This is a genomic window from Roseovarius sp. SCSIO 43702, from assembly GCF_019599045.1.
In the GTDB taxonomy this organism is placed as follows: domain Bacteria; phylum Pseudomonadota; class Alphaproteobacteria; order Rhodobacterales; family Rhodobacteraceae; genus Roseovarius.
Genome location: NZ_CP080623.1, coordinates 1492843 through 1512981, shown reverse-complemented (window position 1 = coordinate 1512981; position 20139 = coordinate 1492843). Strand labels below are relative to the sequence as shown.

At 67.5% G+C, this 20139-nt stretch carries 23 protein-coding genes; 7 read left to right on the top strand and 16 right to left on the bottom strand.

Annotated elements, in window-relative coordinates; translation table 11 throughout:
• The first annotated feature begins 111 nt into the window (after positions 1-111).
• The gene (gene gatB, locus K1T73_RS07380) at positions 112-1620 is read left to right on the top strand and encodes an Asp-tRNA(Asn)/Glu-tRNA(Gln) amidotransferase subunit GatB (RefSeq protein WP_220603285.1); all 1509 of its coding nucleotides are present in this window, start codon (positions 112-114) and stop codon (positions 1618-1620) included.
• A gap of 36 nt (positions 1621-1656) precedes the next feature.
• Here the strand turns inward: gatB and K1T73_RS07375 are convergent, their stop codons facing one another.
• The 10 genes from K1T73_RS07375 to K1T73_RS07330 form a co-directional block, all read right to left on the bottom strand.
• Positions 1657-1953 (bottom strand): CcdB family protein, encoded by a 297-nt coding sequence (locus K1T73_RS07375; RefSeq protein WP_220603284.1) that lies wholly within the window; start codon positions 1951-1953, stop codon positions 1657-1659.
• Positions 1953-2213: a hypothetical protein gene (locus K1T73_RS07370; protein ID WP_220603283.1), complete on the bottom strand. Its 261-nt coding sequence runs from the start codon at positions 2211-2213 to the stop codon at positions 1953-1955. Before K1T73_RS07370 ends, K1T73_RS07375 begins: the two co-directional genes overlap by 1 nt.
• Positions 2214-2287: 74 nt before the next feature.
• Positions 2288-3463, bottom strand: coding sequence for an iron-containing alcohol dehydrogenase (locus K1T73_RS07365; RefSeq protein WP_220603282.1), 1176 nt, complete (start codon positions 3461-3463; stop codon positions 2288-2290).
• Complete coding sequence (locus K1T73_RS07360; protein WP_220603281.1) at positions 3460-4392, bottom strand: 3-hydroxyacyl-CoA dehydrogenase NAD-binding domain-containing protein; 933 nt, start codon at positions 4390-4392, stop codon at positions 3460-3462. The genes K1T73_RS07365 and K1T73_RS07360 overlap by 4 nt, the downstream gene beginning before the upstream one ends.
• Positions 4392-5132: an SDR family NAD(P)-dependent oxidoreductase gene (locus K1T73_RS07355; RefSeq protein WP_220603280.1), complete on the bottom strand. Its 741-nt coding sequence runs from the start codon at positions 5130-5132 to the stop codon at positions 4392-4394. The genes K1T73_RS07360 and K1T73_RS07355 overlap by 1 nt, the downstream gene beginning before the upstream one ends.
• A complete protein-coding gene (locus K1T73_RS07350) occupies positions 5132-6550 on the bottom strand; it encodes an aminobutyraldehyde dehydrogenase (protein ID WP_220603279.1) in 1419 nt (472 codons plus the stop codon). The genes K1T73_RS07355 and K1T73_RS07350 overlap by 1 nt, the downstream gene beginning before the upstream one ends.
• A gap of 18 nt (positions 6551-6568) precedes the next feature.
• Positions 6569-7501, bottom strand: a complete 933-nt coding sequence (locus K1T73_RS07345; RefSeq protein WP_220603278.1) for a 3-keto-5-aminohexanoate cleavage protein — start codon at positions 7499-7501, stop codon at positions 6569-6571.
• A 63-nt stretch (positions 7502-7564) separates the two neighbouring features.
• Positions 7565-8344 carry an SDR family NAD(P)-dependent oxidoreductase gene (locus K1T73_RS07340; protein ID WP_220603277.1) on the bottom strand — a complete coding sequence of 260 codons (780 nt, stop codon included), beginning with the start codon at positions 8342-8344 and terminating at the stop codon, positions 7565-7567.
• Entirely contained in the window at positions 8341-9489 is a 1149-nt protein-coding gene (locus K1T73_RS07335; RefSeq protein ID WP_220603276.1) for an SRPBCC family protein, read from the bottom strand. Before K1T73_RS07335 ends, K1T73_RS07340 begins: the two co-directional genes overlap by 4 nt.
• A 90-nt stretch (positions 9490-9579) precedes the next feature.
• The gene (locus tag K1T73_RS07330; protein ID WP_220603275.1) at positions 9580-10596 is read right to left on the bottom strand and encodes a GlxA family transcriptional regulator; all 1017 of its coding nucleotides are present in this window, start codon (positions 10594-10596) and stop codon (positions 9580-9582) included.
• A 333-nt stretch (positions 10597-10929) separates the two neighbouring features.
• On the opposite strand from K1T73_RS07330, the gene K1T73_RS07325 reads away from it, so the two are divergent.
• Both K1T73_RS07325 and K1T73_RS07320 read left to right on the top strand, forming a co-directional pair.
• Positions 10930-11415: a thioesterase family protein gene (locus tag K1T73_RS07325; RefSeq protein WP_220603274.1), complete on the top strand. Its 486-nt coding sequence runs from the start codon at positions 10930-10932 to the stop codon at positions 11413-11415.
• Between the two features lie 18 nt (positions 11416-11433).
• Positions 11434-11823: a DUF4177 domain-containing protein gene (locus K1T73_RS07320; RefSeq protein ID WP_220603273.1), complete on the top strand. Its 390-nt coding sequence runs from the start codon at positions 11434-11436 to the stop codon at positions 11821-11823.
• Here the strand turns inward: K1T73_RS07320 and K1T73_RS07315 are convergent.
• A complete protein-coding gene (locus tag K1T73_RS07315) occupies positions 11820-12086 on the bottom strand; it encodes a BolA family transcriptional regulator (RefSeq protein ID WP_220603272.1) in 267 nt (88 codons plus the stop codon). The two genes, K1T73_RS07320 and K1T73_RS07315, sit on opposite strands and share 4 nt — an antisense overlap.
• Before the next feature lie 75 nt (positions 12087-12161).
• Here K1T73_RS07315 and K1T73_RS07310 point away from each other — a divergent pair, with 75 nt between their 5' ends.
• Positions 12162-12785, top strand: coding sequence for a DnaJ domain-containing protein (locus K1T73_RS07310; protein ID WP_220603271.1), 624 nt, complete (start codon positions 12162-12164; stop codon positions 12783-12785).
• Between the two features lie 69 nt (positions 12786-12854).
• On the opposite strand, the gene K1T73_RS07305 is transcribed toward K1T73_RS07310, so the two are convergent.
• The 5 genes from K1T73_RS07305 to K1T73_RS07285 all read right to left on the bottom strand — a co-directional run bounded on the left by K1T73_RS07305 (position 12855) and on the right by K1T73_RS07285 (position 15943).
• A complete protein-coding gene (locus tag K1T73_RS07305) occupies positions 12855-13283 on the bottom strand; it encodes an OsmC family protein (protein WP_220603270.1) in 429 nt (142 codons plus the stop codon).
• A gap of 101 nt (positions 13284-13384) precedes the next feature.
• Positions 13385-13870 carry a peptide-methionine (R)-S-oxide reductase MsrB gene (msrB, locus tag K1T73_RS07300; RefSeq protein WP_220603269.1) on the bottom strand — a complete coding sequence of 162 codons (486 nt, stop codon included), beginning with the start codon at positions 13868-13870 and terminating at the stop codon, positions 13385-13387.
• 97 nt (positions 13871-13967) lie between these two features.
• On the bottom strand, positions 13968-14513 hold the full coding sequence (locus tag K1T73_RS07295) for a fasciclin domain-containing protein (protein WP_220603268.1): 546 nt from the start codon (positions 14511-14513) through the stop codon (positions 13968-13970).
• Positions 14514-14711: 198 nt separating this feature from the next.
• Positions 14712-15398, bottom strand: a complete 687-nt coding sequence (locus K1T73_RS07290) for an anti-sigma factor domain-containing protein (RefSeq protein WP_220603267.1) — start codon at positions 15396-15398, stop codon at positions 14712-14714.
• On the bottom strand, positions 15395-15943 hold the full coding sequence (locus K1T73_RS07285; RefSeq protein WP_220603266.1) for a sigma-70 family RNA polymerase sigma factor: 549 nt from the start codon (positions 15941-15943) through the stop codon (positions 15395-15397). Before K1T73_RS07285 ends, K1T73_RS07290 begins: the two co-directional genes overlap by 4 nt.
• Positions 15944-16077: 134 nt before the next feature.
• Between K1T73_RS07285 and cobS the strand changes: the two genes are divergently transcribed.
• From cobS to K1T73_RS07270, 3 genes are all read left to right on the top strand, one after another.
• Positions 16078-17064, top strand: coding sequence for a cobaltochelatase subunit CobS (cobS, locus tag K1T73_RS07280; protein ID WP_220603265.1), 987 nt, complete (start codon positions 16078-16080; stop codon positions 17062-17064).
• A gap of 267 nt (positions 17065-17331) precedes the next feature.
• Positions 17332-19206, top strand: a complete 1875-nt coding sequence (cobT, locus tag K1T73_RS07275) for a cobaltochelatase subunit CobT (RefSeq protein ID WP_220603264.1) — start codon at positions 17332-17334, stop codon at positions 19204-19206.
• Positions 19207-19406: 200 nt separating this feature from the next.
• Positions 19407-20069, top strand: coding sequence for a L,D-transpeptidase (locus tag K1T73_RS07270; RefSeq protein WP_220603263.1), 663 nt, complete (start codon positions 19407-19409; stop codon positions 20067-20069).
• Positions 20070-20139: the final 70 nt, after the last annotated feature.

Genomic DNA, 20139 nt, shown 5'->3' with positions numbered 1-20139 from the left:
TCGCCCTCTCGGCCGCCGGCATGTCTCGGCTTCCCCGGATGTCCACCTGACCTTGCCCCGCCCCGCGCGCTCCACTAGAACACAGGCGTTAGTCGATTGCGGGATGCCTTCATGCTTGACCTGACCTTTGAGCCGCCGAAACCCAAGGTGATTTCCGGCGCGAAACACGACTGGGAACTGGTGATCGGCATGGAGGTCCATGCCCAGGTCGCAAGCGCCGCCAAGCTCTTCTCGGGCGCTTCGACCGAATTCGGCGCCGAGCCCAACTCGAACGTGAGCTTCGTGGACGCGGCCATGCCCGGAATGCTGCCGGTCATCAACGAATTCTGCGTCGAACAGACGGTGCGCACCGGGCTGGGCCTCAAGGCCGAGATCAACCTCCGCTCCGCCTTCGACCGCAAGAACTATTTCTACCCCGACCTGCCGCAGGGCTACCAGATTTCACAGCTCTACCACCCCATCGTGGGCGAGGGCGAAATCCTCGTGGACATGGAGCCCGGCATCGCCCGCCGCGTGCGCATCGAGCGCATCCACATGGAGCAGGACGCCGGCAAATCGATTCACGACATGGACCCGGCCATGTCCTTCGTCGATCTCAACCGCACGGGCGTCTGCCTGATGGAAATCGTCTCGCGCCCCGACATCCGCGGCCCCGAGGAGGCGGCGGCCTATGTCACCAAGCTGCGCCAGATCCTGCGCTACCTGGGCACCTGCGACGGCAACATGCAGAACGGCAACCTGCGCGCCGACGTCAACGTCTCGGTCTGCCGCCCCGGCGCCTATGAGAAATACCAGGACACGCAGGACTTCTCGCACCTGGGCACGCGGTGCGAGATCAAGAACATGAACTCCATGAGGTTCATCCAGCAAGCCATTGATTTCGAAGCGCGTCGCCAGATCGGCATCCTCGAGGGCGGCGGCGAGGTGGTGCAGGAAACCCGCCTCTACGACCCCGACCGCGGCGAGACGCGCTCGATGCGCTCGAAGGAAGAGGCGCATGACTACCGCTACTTCCCCGATCCCGACCTCCTCCCGCTCGAGATCGAGCCGGACTGGGTCGATGGCATCCGGGCCTCCCTCCCCGAACTGCCCGACGAGAAGAAGGCCCGTTTCGTCAAGGATTTCGGCGTCACCGAATACGATGCCTCGGTCCTGACCGCCGACCGCGACCTTGCCGACTACTTCGAGGCCTCGGTGGGTGGCGGCGATGGCAAGAAGACCGCGAACTGGGTCATCAACGAGGTTCTGGGCCGCGCCAACAAGGCCGAGATCAGCCCGGCCGAGATCGCCAGGCCGGAGGTGAACGCCGCCATCCTCGCCATGGTCGCCGCCGACGAGATCAGCACGAAGATCGCCAAGGATGTGCTTGAAATCCATATCGAAACCGGAAATGCGCCCGCCAAGATCGTCGAGGATCGCGGCATGAAGCAGGTGACGGACACCGGCGCCATCGAAGAAGCCGTGGATCGCATCATCGCCGAGAACCCCGCCCAGGTCGAGAAGGCCAAACAGAACCCCAAGCTCGCCGGCTGGTTCGTGGGCCAGGTGATGAAGGCCACCGGCGGCACCGCCAACCCCAAGGCCGTCAACCAGATCGTGAGCGCGAAGCTCGGGCTTTGAGGCATCGAAGGCCGGGCTTCGGCCCGGCGCACGCGGTCAGAATCCCCAAACCAGAAGGTCGACCGCCGCGACGATGTCGTCGCGCCACGCCCAGACGTCCCCCACCACCGGCCCCATGGCCGCACCGGGTATCGCGACCATCTGCGACATGAGGACGACATGGGCCTCCGCGTTCAGGGTGATCGGAACATGCAGCTTCGGCGTCAACGCCCCCCAGTCCGACCGGGGCAGCACCGGGGCGCACAGGACGTATGGGGTCTCGACACCCAGGTCGGTCTGGACACGACAGACCAGTTCATCGCCGTCCCGAAGTCGGTGAATGGCACCTTGCATCAGGGCTTTCCGGCACCCACCTGCCGAAACCGGGCCAGGCTCGGGCCGTTCCGCTCGAGGTGACGCGCCTCATCCGCGATGCCTTCCCTCGCGGCGGCGATCCAGGCGGCCTGCTCCCGCTCCGCGCGCGATTTCGCGATGCCCGCATCGATCCAGTCCCGAACCACATCGGCAATCGACTTGCCCGCGGCCTTGGCCTCGGTTTCGAGGGCCGCCTTCCGGTCCTCACCGATGTCGCGGATATGCAGGGGGGCTGGCATCAGGTCCTCTCGCCACGGTCGCCACTTCCTGCAACACATAGCGCAACACATGATGCAGCGCAACTCGCTGGTCCCTACCGGGCGCCGCGAATGGCCTCCCGCACCAGCGCCTCGACCTCGGCCACCCCCGCCTCGCGCGGGTTGGTCCCGGCGGCGCTGTCCTGCACCGCCTTCGCGGCGATCCGCGCGGCGCAGTCCTCGGGCACACCGATCTCGGCCAGGCTGCGCGGAATGCCGATCCCGTCCAGCATCCGCTCCACCCCCGCGATCAATGCCCCCTCGTCGCGCCCCGAAAGCCCCATCGCCTCGGCCATCCGCGCGACCTTCCCGGCCTCGCGCCCTTCCGCGAGGTTGTAGCGCAGCACCACCGGCAGGATCACCGCGTTCGTGAGCCCATGCTGCGTGTCATACTCCGCCCCCACCATGTGCGAGATGGCATGGACAAGCCCCAGCCCCTTCAGGAACGCGATCCCCGCAAGGCACGACCCCACCAGCATCCCGCCCCGCGCGGCCATGTTGCCGGGCTCGGCCACCGCCACCGGCAGCCACCGCGCGACAAGCCGCAACCCCTCGAGCGCCAGCCCGTCGCAAAGCGGATGGAACCCCGGCACGAGATAGGCCTCGATCGCGTGGGTCAGCGCATCCGCCCCCGTCCACGCGGTCAGCGTCCCGGGCAATCCAACGGTCAATTCCGGATCCAGCACCGCCAGCGCGGGCTTGAGCGCGGGGTGCCAGACGCAGAACTTCATGCCCCTGTCCACGTGGGTGATCATCGCCGTGCTCTCGGTCTCGGCGCCCGTTCCCGCGGTCGTCGGCACGGTGACGAGCACCGGGAACGCGTCGCCCACCTCCGGCACCGCGCTCTCGAACTCGAAATCCCAGAGATCGACACCACTCCGCGCGGTCAGGCAGATGGCCTTCGCCCCGTCCATCGCGCTCCCGCCGCCGATGCCGATCACCGCGTCATGGCCACCCTCGCGCACCATCGCGGCACCCGCGCCCACCTCGTCATCGCGCGGATTGGGCGAGAACCCGGCGTAGAGATCGCTCTCGAGGCCCGCCGCGCCCAGCACGTCCGCCAGCCGGCCGATGAAAGGCAGGTCGCGGCTCCCCCGGTCGGTCACGATCAGCACCCGCGCGACGCCCATCCCGGCCAGCCGCGCACCCAGCTCGGACAGCCGCCCCGGCCCATAGGCGATCGGCACCGGAAAGCTCCAGTCCTGCGGCTCCAGCATCGCGTCCCCGGTCATCGGGTCTCGACCTCGCGCAGGGCGCGCATCATGGCCACGATCATCGCGTCGCGCCGCGCCGCCCGCTCCGCGACGCTCTCGTCCCCGGTCTCCTCGCGCAGGCCCCGCTCGAGCATATCCGCCACCTCCGGCGTCAGGCGCGGCGTGCCAAGGTCATCCCACCACCCGTTGAACGTGTCGGCGAAATGCGCACAGAACGCACCCAATCCCTGCTCTCCCGCGCCCAGGCCGAAAAGCGTCGTCGGTCCCATCGCGGCCCAGCGCAGCCCCGGCCCCGCCGACATGGCGCGGTCCACGTCGCCCACGCTCGCCACGCCCTCCTGCACGAGGTGGATGGCCTCCCGCCACACGGCGGCCTGAAGCCGGTTCGCCACGTGCCCCGGCACCTCCTTGCGCACCCGGATCGTGACCTTGCCCAGGTCGGCATAGAACGCCTCCGCCGCCTCGACGACGCCTGCGCCGGTGCGGGCGTTGCCCATCACCTCGACCAGCGGGATCAGGTGCGGCGGGTTGAACGGATGCCCGAGGATCAGCGGCGCCGGATCGCGCCACCCCTCCTGCATCTGCCCCAGCGTCAGCCCCGAGGCCGAGCTCGCCACCACCGCGCCGGTGGCCAGCGCCGGTTCGATCTCGGCGAATGTCGCGTGCTTGATCGCCACGCGCTCGGGCACGTTCTCCTGCACGAACCCCGCGCCCGCCACGGCCTCTGCCGCGCTCGCATGAAAGCTCACGCGCTCGGGATCGCCGCGCCCGGTCAGGCCCAGCGCCTCCATCGTCTCCCACGCCCGCGCCACGTAGGCCCGCACCCTCGCCTCGGCCCCGGCATCGGGATCGAACACCGCGACCGAGCGCCCCGACGCGAGGAAAAGCGCGGTCCAGCTCGCGCCGATGGTGCCGGCCCCCAGGACCGCCGTGTGCGTGATCGCCATCAGAAAACCCCCGTGTTGATCGGCGATGCCGCCGTCATGCCACCATCGACGGTGAACATCTGCCCCGTCGCGAACGCCGCCTCGTCGCTTGCCAGCCACACGGCCATCGCCGCGATGTCGCGCGGTTGCCCGAACCTGCGCACCGCGTGCCGTGCCAGCGCATCCTCGCGCGCCGCCTCCGGGTCGCCGGCCTGCGCGAACCCGGCCTCGAGCATCCCCGTCTCGATCCAGCCCGGACAGATCGCGTTGCACCGCACGCGCGGCCCGTGATCGACGGCGATCGAGCGCGTCAGCCCGTGCACGAAGGCTTTGGACGCATTGTAAAGCGCCATCCCCGGATCGGCCACGCGCCCTGAAATGGACCCGATATTGATGATCGAACCGCCCGCGCGCATCTGCGGCAGGAAGGCGCGCGCGCAGTTGAACACGCCCCGGCAATTCACCCCGACGACCGCATCCCAGTCCGCATCGGTGCTCTCGGCCACGGTTTTTTCCACCTGCACGCCCGCATTGTTGACGAGGATGTCGATCTCGCCCACCTCGCGCGCCATCTCGGCCACCTGCGCGGGGTCGGCCACGTCCACCGCGACCCAGCCGCAAGCGTCGGGCAACCCGTCGGGCCGCGCGCCGCGCCCGCAGGTCACGACCTCCGCGCCTTCGGCCATGAACGCCTCGACGATGCCGCGCCCGATCCCCTGCCGGCCGCCGGTGACGAGCGCGCGCTTCCCCGCCAGCCGCATCAATACGCGACCATGACGTGCCGGACCGCCGTGTAGGCGTCGAGCGCGTAAACGCTCATGTCACAGCCGGTGCCCGACCCCTTCATCGCGGCCCAGGGCATCTCGGGCGTCGGCACGCCGTGCGTGTTCACCCAGGTCATGCCATAGCGCAACCGCGCGCTGAGCGTCATCGCGCTCGACAGGTCGCGCGTCCAGACCGACGAAGCGAGGCCGTAATCGCCCGCGTTGGCGATCCGCAACGCCTCATCGGCATCCTTGATCCGCGACAGCGTCACCACCGGGCCGAACACCTCCGAGCGCGCGATTTCCGCGTCGTTGTCCACGTTGGCCACGACCGTCGGCTGGTAGAAGAACCCGTCGCCCTCGCCCGTGCCGCCGCCCACGGCCACCTCCGCGCCGTCGCGCGCGCGTTCCACGAAGCCCGCGACGCGGTCGCGCTGCTCGGCCGAGACGATGGGGCCCATCTCGGTGCCCTCCGCCCTTGGTCCGCCGATGCGGATCTGGCCCACCTGGTCGCTCACCGCCTTCAGCACCTCGTCATAGATGCCCGCCTGCACCATGATCCGGCAGGGCTGCGCACAGTCCTGCCCCGCGTTGAAGAACGCGCCGAAGCGGATCGTTTCGGCCAGCGCGCCCACGTCGGCGTCATCGAGCACGATGACCGGCGCCTTGCCGCCAAGCTCCAGGTGCACGTGACGGATCTTCTCGCTCGCCGCGCGCATCGCGGCCTTGCCGGTGGCGGGCGAGCCGGTGATCGAAATGCCTTCCATCCGCGCGTCGTTGATAAGCTGGTCGCCCACGCTCGGCCCGCGCCCGTGGATGACGTTGAAGACGCCCTTCGGCAGCACGTCGGCCAGAAGCTCGGCCAGCCGCAGCGTGGCGAGCGGCGTGATCTCCGAAGGCTTCAGCACCATCGTGCAGCCCGCCGCCAGCGGCGCGGCGATCTTCCACGAGGCCATCATCAGCGGATAGTTCCACGGCGCGATCGACGCCACCGGCCCGATCGGATCGCGGCGGATCATCGAGGTGTGGCCCGCCACGTATTCCGCCGTCGCCGAGCCGCCCATCGTCCGCGCGGCCCCCGCCATGAAGCGGAACGTGTCGATGACAAGCGGCATCTCCTCGTCGCGCGCCATCGGCCAGGGCTTGCCCACGTCGAGCGTCTCCAGCTCGGCAAGCTCCTCGACATTGGCCTCGATCACGTCCGCGATGGCCAGGAGATGCGCCGCGCGCTCGCCCGGCGTGGTCAGGCGATAGGTCTCGAAAGCCTCATGCGCGGCACGCGCCGCCGCCTCCACCTGCTCGGCACCCGCCTCCGCGATGCGCGCCACCTCGGCCCCGGTCGCGGGGTCGAGCACCGGCAGCGCCGCGCCCGTGCCCTCGGTCATCTCGCCATTGATCAACATCTTCGTCTGCATATCCCTGTCCTTTCCGTCTCAGAACGCCACCCGGTCCGCGCCCTTGAGCGCCAGCCGCTCGCGCGCCTCGTCGGGCGTGGCCACGCTGAGGCCCAGCGCCTCGACGATGCCGCGTATCCGCTCCACCTGTTCCGCGTTCGACGTGGCAAGCTCGCCCTTGCCGATATAGAGGCTGTCCTCCAGCCCCACCCGCAGGTTTCCGCCGAGCATCGCGCTCTGCGTGGCGAACGGCATCTGGTGGCGCCCGGCGGCCAGCACCGACCACTCGTAATTCTCCGCCCCGAACAGGCGATCGGCGGTGCGGTGCAGGTGCACCAGGTGATCGAGCTCCGCCCCCATGCCCCCCAGGATGCCGAAAACCATCTGGATGAAAAAGGGCGGCTTGATGAGGCCCTGGTCCACGAACCATTTCACGTTGTAGAGATGGCCCAGGTCGTAGCACTCGAACTCGAACCGCGTGCCATGCACTTCACCCAGGTTCTCAAGAGCGTATCGTATCGTCTTGAACGTGTTCGGGAAAATGAAATCCTCGGTCATCTCCAGGAACGGCCGCTCCCAGTCATGCTCGAACTCCGAGTATTTCTGCAGAAGCGGGAAGATCCCGAAATTCATCGACCCCATGTTGAGGCTCGCCATCTCCGGGCTGGCGGTCGTCGCGGCCAGAAGCCGCTCCTCCATGCTCATGCCCAGCCCCGCGCCCGTCGAGACGTTGATCACCGCATCCGTCGCCTGCTTGATGACCGGCAGGAACTGCGAGAACGTCTCGTAGCGGTGGTCCGGCCGGCCCGTCTCGGGATCGCGCGCGTGCAGGTGGATGATCGACGCGCCCGCCTCCGCCGCCTCGATGCTCGCGGTGGCGATCTCGGCGGGCGTCACCGGCAGGTGCGGGCTCATCGACGGGGTGTGGATGCCCCCCGTCGGCGCGCAGGTGATGATGACCGATTTCCCCATGTCGTTCCTCCCCGGGCGACCGCCCGCCATTTCATCCCGTCAGACCGCTCCCCGCGCGCGCCCTCACAGGCGCATCTGCTGCACCTGCGCCGAAAGGCCCCCGTCCAGCACCCAGAGCTGCCCGCTCGCATAGCGCGCCTCGTCCGAGGCAAGCCACGTGACGAGGTTCGCGATATCCTCGGGCGTGCCATAGGTCCGGGTCGGGTGCACGTCGCGCACCGCCTGTTGCAACTCGTCGATCGACTTGCCGCCTGCGCCCGACCCCTCGCCGCCGAAGAAGCTCTGCAACATCGGCGTGTCGATATAGCCCGGGCAGATCGCGTTCACGCGGATGCCCTCCGGCCCGTGATCGCAGGCCATCGCGCGGGTCAGCGCATGCACCGCGCCCTTCGTGGCGCAATAGGCGGCGAGGCCCGGATCGGCGATGAACCCGTCATAGCTGCCGAAATTGACGATGTTCGCGCCCGCCCCCTTCCGCAGAAGCGGCAGCGCGTGTTTCGAGCACAGGAACGTGCCCGTCACGTTGACCGCGAAGGAGCGGTTCCACTCCTCGAGGCTCGTCTCCTCGATGGTCTTCTCGATCTCGATGCCGGCCGCATTCACTAGGATGTCGAGCCGCCCTTCCTCCGCGTCCACCCGCGCCATCGCCGCGCGCGCCTCGTCCTCGCTCGCCACGTCGAGGCGCAGGAAGCGCGCGGCGCCCCCCGCCTCGTCCAGCGATCCGCTTTCACTCAGGTCAGCCGCGTAGACCGTCGCGCCCTCGCGCTCGAAACGGGCGCAAATCGCCCGCCCGATCCCCCCGCGCCCGCCGGTGACGAGCGCGACCTTGCCGTCCAGCCTCACGCCGCCGCACCCGCCGCGCGGGCATAGGCATCAAGCACAAGCCCGTGGAAATGATGCACCGCGTGCTCGGACTTGCCCGATCCGGTCGGGTCGTTGACGATGCGGCCCTGCGTGAAGGCGGGCGTCTCCATGCCGCGCTGCACGCTCTCGACAAGGGCGATATCCTCGACCTGCAACACCTCGTCGAGATAGCGCATCGCGTCCAGTTCCATCGGGTCCGGCTCGGGCGTCTCGAGGAAGAAATCATAGGTCTCGAGCGTGCGGTCCGGCCCCACGGGGATGACGTTCAGCACGATCATCGACGACCGCCCCGGATAGCGCATGAGGCAGGTCGTGGGCCAGAGCCACCAGACCGCATGCGTCCGCACCGTCGCGTTCGACACGTCATAGGCGCTGTTCTCGCTCTTCCCGGCCTCGGCCATGTGGCTCGAATAGATGCCATGGGTCGTGACCTTGTAGGTGTCCATGTCCACGAGGTCGCAGAAATCCTTGTGCGCCGTCGGGCAGTGGTAGCACTCGAGGAAGTTGTCCACCACGTTCTTCCAGTTGGACCGGATGTCGTAGGTGAGCCTGTGCCCGAAGGTCAGCTTGTCGATATCGGGCGCCCAATGCCGGATCTCGGTCTCGAGGTTGCCCGACTGCTCGCGCAGCGGCTTGGCGTCGGGATCGAGGTTCACATAGACGAACCCCGCGAACTCCTCGACCTGCACGGCGTCGAGGCAGATGTCGCCCGTGTTGAAATCCTCCAGGTGCTCGGTCTCGGGCGCGCGCACCAGTTGCCCGTCCAGCTTGTAGACCCAGGCATGATAGGGGCACATGATCCGCGTCGTCTCTCCCTCGCCCGAAAGCAGGTGATGCGCCCGGTGCTTGCACACGTTCCAGAAGGCACGCAACACGCCCTCGCGGTCACGCACCACGGCGATCGGATAGCCCGCGATATCCACCGTGACATAGCTGCCGGGAGTGCGCAGCTTCTCCACGTGGCACACCCACTGCCACGACCGGGCGAGGATCGCGCGGCGGTCCGCCTCGAACCACTCGGCCCGCGTATAGGCGTCGGCACGAAGCGACATCGACCGCCCCTCGTCCGCGCTCCAGCCGCGCCCGATTTCCCTGAACTCCGATTTCGATGGCAATTCCGTCATGGCTCCGCCCTCCCAGCAACGCATTCGACGCGCCCATCATGGCGCGGAACCCGCCATCTGAGCCATATCTCATTCGCCATCGATTCACCCTCATTCGCCACCCGCCCGTTGCATCGGCCAGGCGCGAAACTCGAACGGCACCCGCCCCTCGATCCGGTCCCGCGACGGAGCAAGGCCGAACCGCGCCTTGTAGGCCCGCCCGAAATAGACCGGGCTCGCGAAACCCGAGGCAAGCGCCACCTCGGCGATCGGCATCTCGGTCTGCGTGACGAGGCCGCGCGCCCGGTCAAGCCGTATGTCGCGGTAATAGACCTGCGGGCTCACCCGGACATAGCGCCGGAACAGCCGGTCGAGCTGGCGCTGCGACAGGCCCGCCGCGTGCGCGATCTCGGCGATCGTGACCGGCTCCTCGAGATGCCGCTCCATGATGTCGATGGCCCGGCGCACCTTGGGCGGCGCGGTGTTGCCCAGCGGCTCGCGCCGCGCGTCGGTCTGCCGCGTGCCGGGGCCGCGCACCTCGCCCACGAACAGGTATTTCGCGCAATCATTGGTCAGCGCGTCGCCCACCAGCCCCCGCAGCAGCGTGAGCGCGTATTCCCCGGCCGCCACCCCGCCGCAGGCGCTCCCGGTGCGGCCCTCGTGCACGAAAAGGTCCTCGACCACCTCCACATCGGGAAACCGCTCGGCCATGGCGTCGATATGCTCGTAATGCACCGTCGCCCGCCGCCCGGTCAGAAGCCCCGCCTCCGCGAGGATCATCGCGCCCGTGTCGAGCGCGCCGAGATAGGCACCCGCCCGCGCGAAACGCCGGATCGCGGTCAGAACGGCGCGGCTCGCGAACCGCTCGGGCGTCCAGCTGCTCGTGACGATCACGATCTCGGGCCGGGTGTCCCCCAGCGCCTCCAACGCCTCGGTCTCGAGCCGCGTGCCGTTGCTCGCCACGACCATGCCCCCCGCCTCGCTCACCAGCCGCCAGCGGAACCGCTGCCGTCCGCCGAGATAGTTCGCCACCCGGAACGGATCGAGAAACGCCATCGTCGCCGCGATGTTGAAATGCGGCGTCAGCAGAAGCACCAGGTCGACGGGGCGGCTCGGCAGGGGTTCCATGCCGCCGACCCTATCCCGTCCCGCCGCCCGGAACCAAGCCCCGCGATCCGACCGCGCGCACCTGCAAGGATCGCGCTACCCACCGTTCGCAGGCTTAATCCCGCCCCTCGGCCCGATTTGCACCGACGCGATACCGACGTGGATACCGACATGGATACCGACGTCGGGATTCGGCGCCTTTTCCCTTGTTAACCAGCCGATTCGCCGCCATGCACCGCGTGGCGGCACCGAAACGCCGCGCGCCCCGTCAACACTCCGGCAACCCTTTCCCTTTGCATTCCGCGACGTGGGTCACTAATCCGGGGGCGCCGCGCAAGCAGAGTTCAGCCCTCGATGACCCAACCCGCCCCCATCCTCTCTTCCTGGCTCGAGATCGAGCCCGGTTGGATCGACCACAACAACCATCTCAACATGGGCTACTACACGGTTCTCTTCGACCGGGCCGCCGACGAGGTGTTCGAGCGGTTCGGCTTCGGTCCCGACTACGTAAAGACCCGCAATCACACGACTTTCTCGGGCGAATTCCACCTGCGCTACCTGCGCGAGGTCAAGCTCGGGGATCGGTTGCGCGCGTCCTTCTGGCTCATCGACCACGACGCGAAGCGCTTTCACACGTTCCAGCAACTCTACCACGAGGATGGCTGGATCTCGGCCACCGGCGAGGGGCTGACGCTCCACGTCGATCTCGACGGCCCCAGGGTCACACCGATGCCGCCCGAGATCGAGGCCCGCGTCGCCGCCATGGCGCGCGAACACGCCGCCTGGCCGCGCCCCGACGGCGTCGGCCGCCGCGTCGGCATCCCCCGCAAATCCGCCTGAAACAGGATCAAGAAACCCATGCAACGCGTTGAATACAAAGTTATTCCTGCCCCGAACAAGGGGTTGAAGGACAAGGGGGTGAAGGGCCCCGAGGCGCGCTTCGCCCACGCGGTCGAGACCCTCATGAACGAGATGGGCGCCAAAGGCTGGAGCTACCTGCGCGCCGACATCCTGCCCTCCGAGGAGCGCCAGGGCCTCACCTCGACGACGACCGTCTACCGCACGCTTCTCGTCTTCCAGCGCCCGGTCCCCGAGGCCCATACCGGCCCCGCGCCGACCCCTCCCGAGAGCGCCGAGTCCGAGCCCGATGCGGCACCCGAGCCCGCCACCGAGGACGAGACCCCCCGCGACACATCGCCCGAGCCGGACACTGCCACGCCTGCCAACAGCAACCGCCCCAAGGGTTAGGATTCCGCGGTCTCGATCTCGATCGCCAGCGCGTGAATGCGCCCCATGAGGTCGGGGCCGATGGCCGCGTGAACGGCCCGGTGCCTTGAAATCCTTGAGCTTTTCTCCAGTTCCGGCGCCCGGATCCGCACCCGGAAGTGGCTCTCGCCCCCCTCCTGGTATCCCGCGTGGCCGCGATGCGCTTCGCTTTCGTCCACCACCTCCGCCGCACCCGCGCCGAACCGGGCGTCGAGCCGTGCGCGTATCTCCTCCGACCTCGTCATCTTTTTCACCCCACCCCCTTCAATTCACCGGCCAATAGCCTATTCTCTCCGCTCCGAGTCGCAAAGGGGAGCATCATGGCCAAATCCGATCCCTTCGGCTTCGACATGTCCGTGTCGTCCGCCAAGAAGAAGAACCCCCGCGGTCGCCGCGGCATGTCCGGTGCGTCCGAAACCTCGACCCGCATCTGCGATCACGAGGGCTGCCAGGAACCCGGCAAGTACCGCGCACCCAAGGCCCCCGACGTGCTCGACGATTACTTCTGGTTCTGCCAGCAGCACGTGCGCGAATACAATCTCAAGTGGAACTTCTTCAACGGCACCACCGAGGCCGAGATGAACGCCCAGATGTCCAAGGACAAGGTCTGGGAACGCCAGACCAAGTCCTTCACCGACCCCGAGGCGCGCGCCTGGGCGCGGCTGGGGATCGAGGATCCGCATCAGGTTCTGGGCGTCAATGCCACCCGCAACCCCGGCAAGCAGAAGGGCGGCGGGCGCAAGCTGCCCCCGACCGAGCGTCGCGCCGTCGAGATACTCGAGGCCAAGGACGACTGGACCAAGGCCGATATCCGCAAGTCCTACAAGAAGCTCATCAAGGTGCTGCATCCCGACATCAACGGCGGCGACCGCAGCCAGGAAGAGCAGTTGCAAGAGGTCATGTGGGCCTGGGAACAGATCAAGCAGAGCCGGAATTTCAAATGATTTCCGTGGCTTGGAATCGGAAAAGGCGGGCCGTTCCGGCCCGCCCCGTCCTCGCGCGACCTGTCGCGCTTACGACTTCAGCTTCGCGTCGAGCGTGATCTCGGCGGTCAGCAGTTTCGAAATCGGGCAGTTCTTCTTGGTGGCCTCCGCCACCTCCTGGAAATCCGACTCGCTGATGCCCGATATCTTCGCCTCGACGTCGAGATGCACTTTGGTCACGGCAAAGCCACCATCCTTCTCCTCGAGCGTCACCTTCGCCCGCGTGTCGATCTCCTCGGCCTTGAGGTCACGCTCGCCCAGCCCCAACGACATGGCCATCGCGTAGCACCCCGCGTGGGCCGCGCCGACCAGTTCCTCGGGGTTGGTGCCCGGCGCGCCCTCGAAGCGCGTGTTGAAACCATAGGGCTGATCGTCGAGCGCGCCACTCCCGGTGCTGATATGGCCCTTGCCGCTTTTCAGATCGCCCTTCCAGACGGCGGATGCTTTGCTCACTGGCATGATATGCTCCTTTCGTTGATCCTCGTTCGGGCCGCGGCGCGACCCGGTTCAGGCGCTCAACGCGGCCCGGGGCAAAAGGTTGCACGCGGGGACCGCCCCGATCACGCCTCCGCCGGCTTGAAGACGAGGCTCACGCCGTTGATGCAATGCCGCTTGCCCGTCGGTTCGGGACCATCATCGAAGATATGGCCAAGATGACTTCCGCAGCGGTCGCAATGGCATTCGGTCCGCACGTAGAACAGCAGCTTGCGATCCTCCTTCGTGCCCACCGCGTCCGGCAGCGCCTCCCAGAAGCTGGGCCAGCCGGTGCCGCTGTCGAATTTCGTCTCGCTCGAATAGAGCGCCTGGTCGCAGCCCCGGCAGTGATAGATGCCCGGCTCGTAGATCTTGTCGAGCGGCGAGCTTCCGGCCGGCTCGGTGCCTTCCTCGCGCATGACGTGATATTCGCGCTCGCTCAGCATCTCGCGCCATTCTTCTTCGCTGCGCGTGACCTCGAACTTTCCCTCGGCCGCGGCCGTTGCGCCGGTGCCGCGCGTCATCGCGGTGCCCGCCAACAGGCCCGATAGGATGAATTGTCGCCGTTTCATGTCGTAACTCCCCTCTCCTCGAATGACTTGTGCAAAAAATGGAACACGAAGGGCCGCCGGACAAGCCGACGGCCCCCCACAATCGCGTGATTACTCGTTACTGCTTGGGCAGGATCACGCCGTCGATGACGTGGATCACACCGTTGGACTGTTTGACATCCGCGATCGTCACGTTCGCCGTCCGGCCGTTCTCGTCGGTCAGCGTGATCGTGTCGCCGTCCATCTTGGCCGAAAGGACACAGCCGCCCACGGTCTCGACCGGATGATCGCCACCATCATCCGCGATCATGCCGGCAATCGCATCCGACATCGCGTTGGCCGCGACCACGTGACACGTCAGGACCTGGGTGAGCATTTCCTTGTTCTCGGGCTGCGTCACCGTCTCGACGGTGCCCGCGGGAAGCTTCGTGAAGGCTTCGTTCGTGGGCGCGAATACGGTGAACGGACCTTCGCCCGACAGCGTCTCCACGAGGCCGGCCGACTTGACGAGCTTAACGAGCGTCGTGTGGTCCTCGGAATTGACGGCGTTTTCGACGATGTTCTTGTCGGCATACATTTCCGCGCCGCCGACCATCGGATTGTCGGCCGCCATTGCGGCGCTGCCTGCGGTCAGGGCGATGATGCTGAGTGTTGTCTTGAACATGTGTGTCTCTCCTGTGTGTCAGTCGTGACCGCGGGACAGGATAGCCCCCCGGCGCCGGGTCGTTTCCTGCCCGGTCTGTGAGAAGACACGCAGCGCCGCGCCATTGGTTTCATCACGGCGTCATCACGAAAACGTCATGTCGGGCGCGGTCGGGATAAATCGCGAGATATCAGCCGCTTGGCCACGGCGGCACCCTGCCTAGAGCGACGAGACCCGGCCAACGGCCAGCACATCTCCGGTCGGAAGCCCGGTGGGGGATCCGCCCCGTGGCTCGTCCGAGATGGCAAGCCGCGCGTTGGGCAGGGCCTGACGGTGGCCCTCGGCGACGGTGAACTCCGCCTGCGGCCCCTCGGGCAGCACGCCCAGGGATGCGGGCGGCGCGTCGCCGTCCAGCAACCACAGTTCGAGCGCGCGACCCGGCCGCGCCTCGCCCGCATGCCGCTCGAGCACGAGCCGCGCCTCCTGCGCGTGATAGCCCGCCTCGATCACGAGGCTGCCATCCTCGGCCGCGATCTCCGCGATGTAATCGGGTGTTGCGGGCTCGGGCTCGGACAGGTCCGTGCCGAACACGACCGCAAGCGCCAGCGCGACCGCTGCCAGCGCCCCGCCCAGGGGCCACCAGCCGGGCATCATGCGCCGCCGGCCCTGGCGCCCTCCGAAAAGCTCTTCCTCCAGCCGCGCCTGGACGCGCGCCGGGGGTGTCTCTGGCGGGATCTCCTCGGCCAGGCGCGCGAAATCCTCGGACCATGCCGCGTAGAGCACCCGCAACCCCGGTTCGGCGGCGAGACGCGCCTCGAAGGCGCGGGCCTCCTCGGGCGACATCAGACCCAGCGCGTATTCACCCGCGAGGATCGTGTCGTCGTCTCTCTCCGGTGTCGCGCTCATCGCGTCAGGCACTCCCTCAGCTTCAAGAGGCTGCGGCGCAGCCATGTCCGCATCGTGTTGATCGGCACGCCGAACCGCGTGGCCAGATCGGCGTAGCTCTCCCCCTCCAGGTAGGCGCGGCGCACCGCTTGCGCGCGGTCGGGTTCAAGCTCCTCGAAACAGGTGAGAAGCTGCGCCTGCTCGTCGCTTTTCAGCGCCGCGGCCTCGGGCGTGGGCGCCGGATCAGCGAGCGCCGCGTCCTCGACGCTCACATCGCCGCCGGGCTGCGTCTTGCCGCGCCGCACCCGGTCGATGGCGGTGTTGCGCGCCACGGTAATGAGCCACGTCATCGGGCTCAGCCCGTTGGCACGGTAGCGCGCGGCGTTGCGCCAGATCTTCACGTAGCTTTCCTGCAACGCGTCCTCGGCCGCCGCCCTGTCCTTCAAGACACGCAGGATGACCCCGAATAGTTTCGCCGACGTGCGCGCATAGAGCTCCGAGAACGCCGCGCGCTCGCCGAGCGCGGCACGGGCCAGAAGCGCCTCGATCTCCGCGCGCTCGTTCATTCGGGGTTTCTCGTCATGGTTCGAACCGTAGCTGGCGCCGCGAAAAACGCCAGCGATTTGTCCCCTTGCCCTTGTTCGCTATATGTTGCACCACGAAGCCCGAATTGAGCGACGCGCGATCAGAGGATACGACCATGGCCGACGGACACACCGACATGAACGCGAAACCGACCGAAGAGCTTTCGGTGCGCGACGTGTTCGGCATCGACACCGACATGGAAGTGAAGGCCTTCGCCGACCGCACCGAGCGGGTGCCGGAGATCGACTCGACCTACAAGTTCGACCCCGACACGACCCTCGCCATCCTCGCGGGTTTCTCGCACAACCGCCGCGTGATGGTGCAGGGCTATCACGGCACGGGCAAATCGACGCATATCGAACAGGTGGCCGCGCGGCTCAACTGGCCTTGCGTGCGCGTCAACCTCGACAGCCACATCAGCCGCATCGACCTGATCGGCAAGGACGCGATCAAGCTGCGCGACGGGGTCCAGGTGACCGAGTTCCACGAGGGCATCCTGCCCTGGGCGCTGCGCAACCCCGTGGCCATCGTCTTCGACGAGTATGACGCCGGCCGCGCGGACGTGATGTTCGTCATCCAGCGCGTGCTCGAGCATGACGGCAAGCTCACGCTGCTCGACCAGAACGAGATCATCACGCCCCACCCCTATTTCCGTCTCTTCGCCACGGCGAACACGGTGGGCCTCGGCGACACGACGGGCCTCTATCACGGCACGCAACAGATCAACCAGGCGCAGATGGACCGCTGGAGCCTCGTGGCGACGCTCAACTATCTCAGCCACGATGCCGAGACCAATATCGTGCTGGCCAAGAACCCGCTTTTCAACACCGCCAAGGGCCGCCAGATCGTGAGCCAGATGGTCACCGTCGCCGATCTCACGCGCACCGCCTTCATGAATGGCGAGCTGTCCACCGTCATGAGCCCCCGCACCGTGATCAACTGGGCGCAGAACGCCCATATCTTCCGCGACGTGGGCTATGCCTTCCGCCTGACGTTCCTCAACAAGTGCGACGAACTCGAGCGGCAGACCGTGGCCGAGTTCTACCAGCGCTGCTTCGACGAGGAACTGCCGGAAAGTGCTGCGAGCCTGAGCTTGGGGTGAGTCAGCTCCCCTCGCGCGGAGTTGTTCACCCCGCGCGGAAGCAAGGCCGCAGGCCGCCGCGCGATCGCCGGGCCGCCCGGACGGACTGGCGATCTGGTTGACGGGAACACTCCGCCAGAATGTCGGAGTAGCTTTGCCACGATGAAACGCCATGGCACGGCCGTCGGACCGCCACCCCGCGGACCGGCGACCGCGCGCCCACCTCTCGCATCTCAATAGCTCATTAACCGCTTGCCTCCCCCTGCCCCCTGACCCACATTCACTGCCATGAAGAAACGCGACGACAACCCCGCCGACCCGTTCAAGAAGGCCCTCGCCGAAGCCACCAAGGTCATGGCCGACGACACCGACCTGACGGTCAGCTACTCGGTCGATCCCTCCGGCATCTCGGGCGACAGCGTGCGCCTGCCGCAGGTGTCGCGCCGCATGAGCCGCGACGAGGTTCTGATGGCGCGCGGCACCGCGGACGCGCTGGCGCTGCGGCACAAGTATCACGACGCCGGCACGCACGCGAAATACGCCCCTCCCGGCCAGATGGCGCTCGAGCTCTACGAGGCGATGGAAACCGCCCGCTGCGAGGCCGTGGGCGCCCGCACCATGCCCGGCACCGCGTCGAATATCGACGTCAAGATCGACACCGAGGCGCGGCGCCGCGGTTTCGACCAGATCACCGACGCCTCCGAGGCGCCCCTCCCCGCCGCCGCCGGATACCTCATCCGCCACCTCGCCACCGGGCGCGACCTCCCCGAGTCTGCGGCCAACGTGATGAACCTCTGGCGCCCCTTCATCGAGACCGAGGCGGGCGGCACGCTCGAGGATCTGCAGGCCAAGCTCGCCGACCAATCCGCCTTCGCCCGCTTCGCGCGGCAGGTCATCGACGACCTGGGCTACGGCGACCAGTTGGGCGACGATCCCGACGCCGAGGACGACGAGCAGGAGGACCAGGCCGAGCAGAACGACGAGGACCAGGAAGAGCCCGACAGCCAGGGCGACCAGGACCAGAGCGACGACGCCGACGCGGACCCCGAACAAAGCCAGGAGGACACGCAGGACGAGTCCCAGGCGCAGGTCTCGATGGAGGAGATGCCCGACGAGGACTCCGAGAACGAGACCGACCTGCCCCATGACGAGGCCGCGATGGAGCCACCGCCCCCGCCGCCGCCGTCGGAGGCCGACCCGACCTACGCGGTCTACACCACCCGCTTCGACGAGGAAGTCGCCGCCGAGGACCTGGCCGAGCCGGCCGAGCTCGAACGGCTCCGCGCCTATCTGGACCAGCAGCTCGAGCCGCTCAAGGGGGCCGTCTCGCGCCTCGCCAACAAGCTTCAGCGCAGGCTCCAGGCACAGCAGAACCGCTCCTGGGAGTTCGACAAGGAGGAAGGCGTGCTCGACGCGGGCCGCCTTGCGCGGGTGGTGGCCAACCCCACGACCCCGCTCAGCTTCAAGGTCGAGAAGGACATGGAGTTCCGCGATACCGTGGTGACGCTGCTTCTCGACAATTCCGGCTCGATGCGCGGGCGCCCCATCTCGATCGCCGCGATCTGCGCCGACGTCCTGGCCCGCACGCTCGAGCGCTGCGACGTGAAGGTCGAGGTGCTGGGCTTCACGACCCGCGCCTGGAAGGGCGGACAATCGCGCGAGGCATGGCTCAACGATGGCCGGCCACAGCTTCCGGGCCGCCTCAACGACCTGCGCCACATCATCTACAAGGCCGCCGATGCGCCGATGCGGCGGACCCGCACCAATCTCGGGCTGATGATGAAGGAAGGGCTGCTCAAGGAGAATATCGACGGCGAGGCGCTGGAATGGGCGCATCGCCGCATGGTCGCCCGCCGCGAGGCGCGCAAGATCCTCATGGTGATCTCCGATGGCGCCCCCGTCGATGACAGCACCCTCTCGGTCAACCCCGCCAACTACCTCGAGAAACACCTGCGCGACGTGATCGCCATGGTCGAGCGCCGCAAGCAGGTCGAGCTTCTGGCCATCGGCATCGGCCATGACGTGACGCGCTACTATGACCGTGCGGTGACGATCACGGATGTCGAGCAACTGGCAGGCGCCATGACCGAACAGCTCGCCGCGCTCTTCGACAGCGATCCGCGCGCCCGCGCGCGCGTCATGGGCATCCGTCGCGCAAGCTGAGACCGCGCACCCGGCGCGCGGGGTGTGGCACCGGCGCCCACCTCACGCGATCTTCATCGCGCGGCACGGCACTCGCGCTAGGCAACGCGCTTTTCCTCGCGTAAATGTCATCGGGTCGCGCTGCCGCGACACAAGACCGGGATGGAACGGAACAGGCTGCACGCGCGTTCCGGTTCCAAAGCTGCAAGGAGCCCGACATCATGTTGACACGACGCCATTTCATCGTGACGAGCGCTGCGCTCTTCTCGTCTCAGGCCATTTCGCTGCCCACCTCCGCCGAGGCGGCCACTCAATCCCAGAAATGGGCCGCATGGGACGCGCAAGTCACTCCGCTGGACTATGATCCGGCCACATCGAACCCCTGGGGTCTGCACCCCCGCTTCCTGCCCGCGCGAGTCGAGGCCAATCCGGGCCTCACGCCCGGCAGCATCCATGTGGATGCGGTGGCGCGCTACATCTACCACATCCAGCCTGACGGCACGGCCATGCGCTATGGCGTGGCGATCGGCAAGGGCGATCTCTACATCCCCGGCACCTACACGATCCGCGTCAAGAAGAAGTGGCCAAGCTGGACGCCCACCAAGGCGATGATCAAGCGCGAGCCGCACAAGTACAAGCAGCACGAAAACGGCATGGCGCCGGGGCCGCAGAACCCGCTCGGCTCACGCGCCTTCTATCTCTACAAGGGAAGCCGCGACACCTATCTTCGCATCCACGGCACGCCCAACCCCGGCTCGATCGGCAGTCAGGCAAGCTCGGGATGCGTGCGGATGGTCATGGCCCATATCAACGGCCTCTACCCGCATGTGGCGACCGGCTCGACCGCCACGCTCTATCCCAAGCGCGTCACCTACACGAGCTGACGCCGCGCGCGGAACCGCGCATGAGACGAAAGGAAACCCCCGGCCCGCCATCTCGCGGACCGGGGGTTTT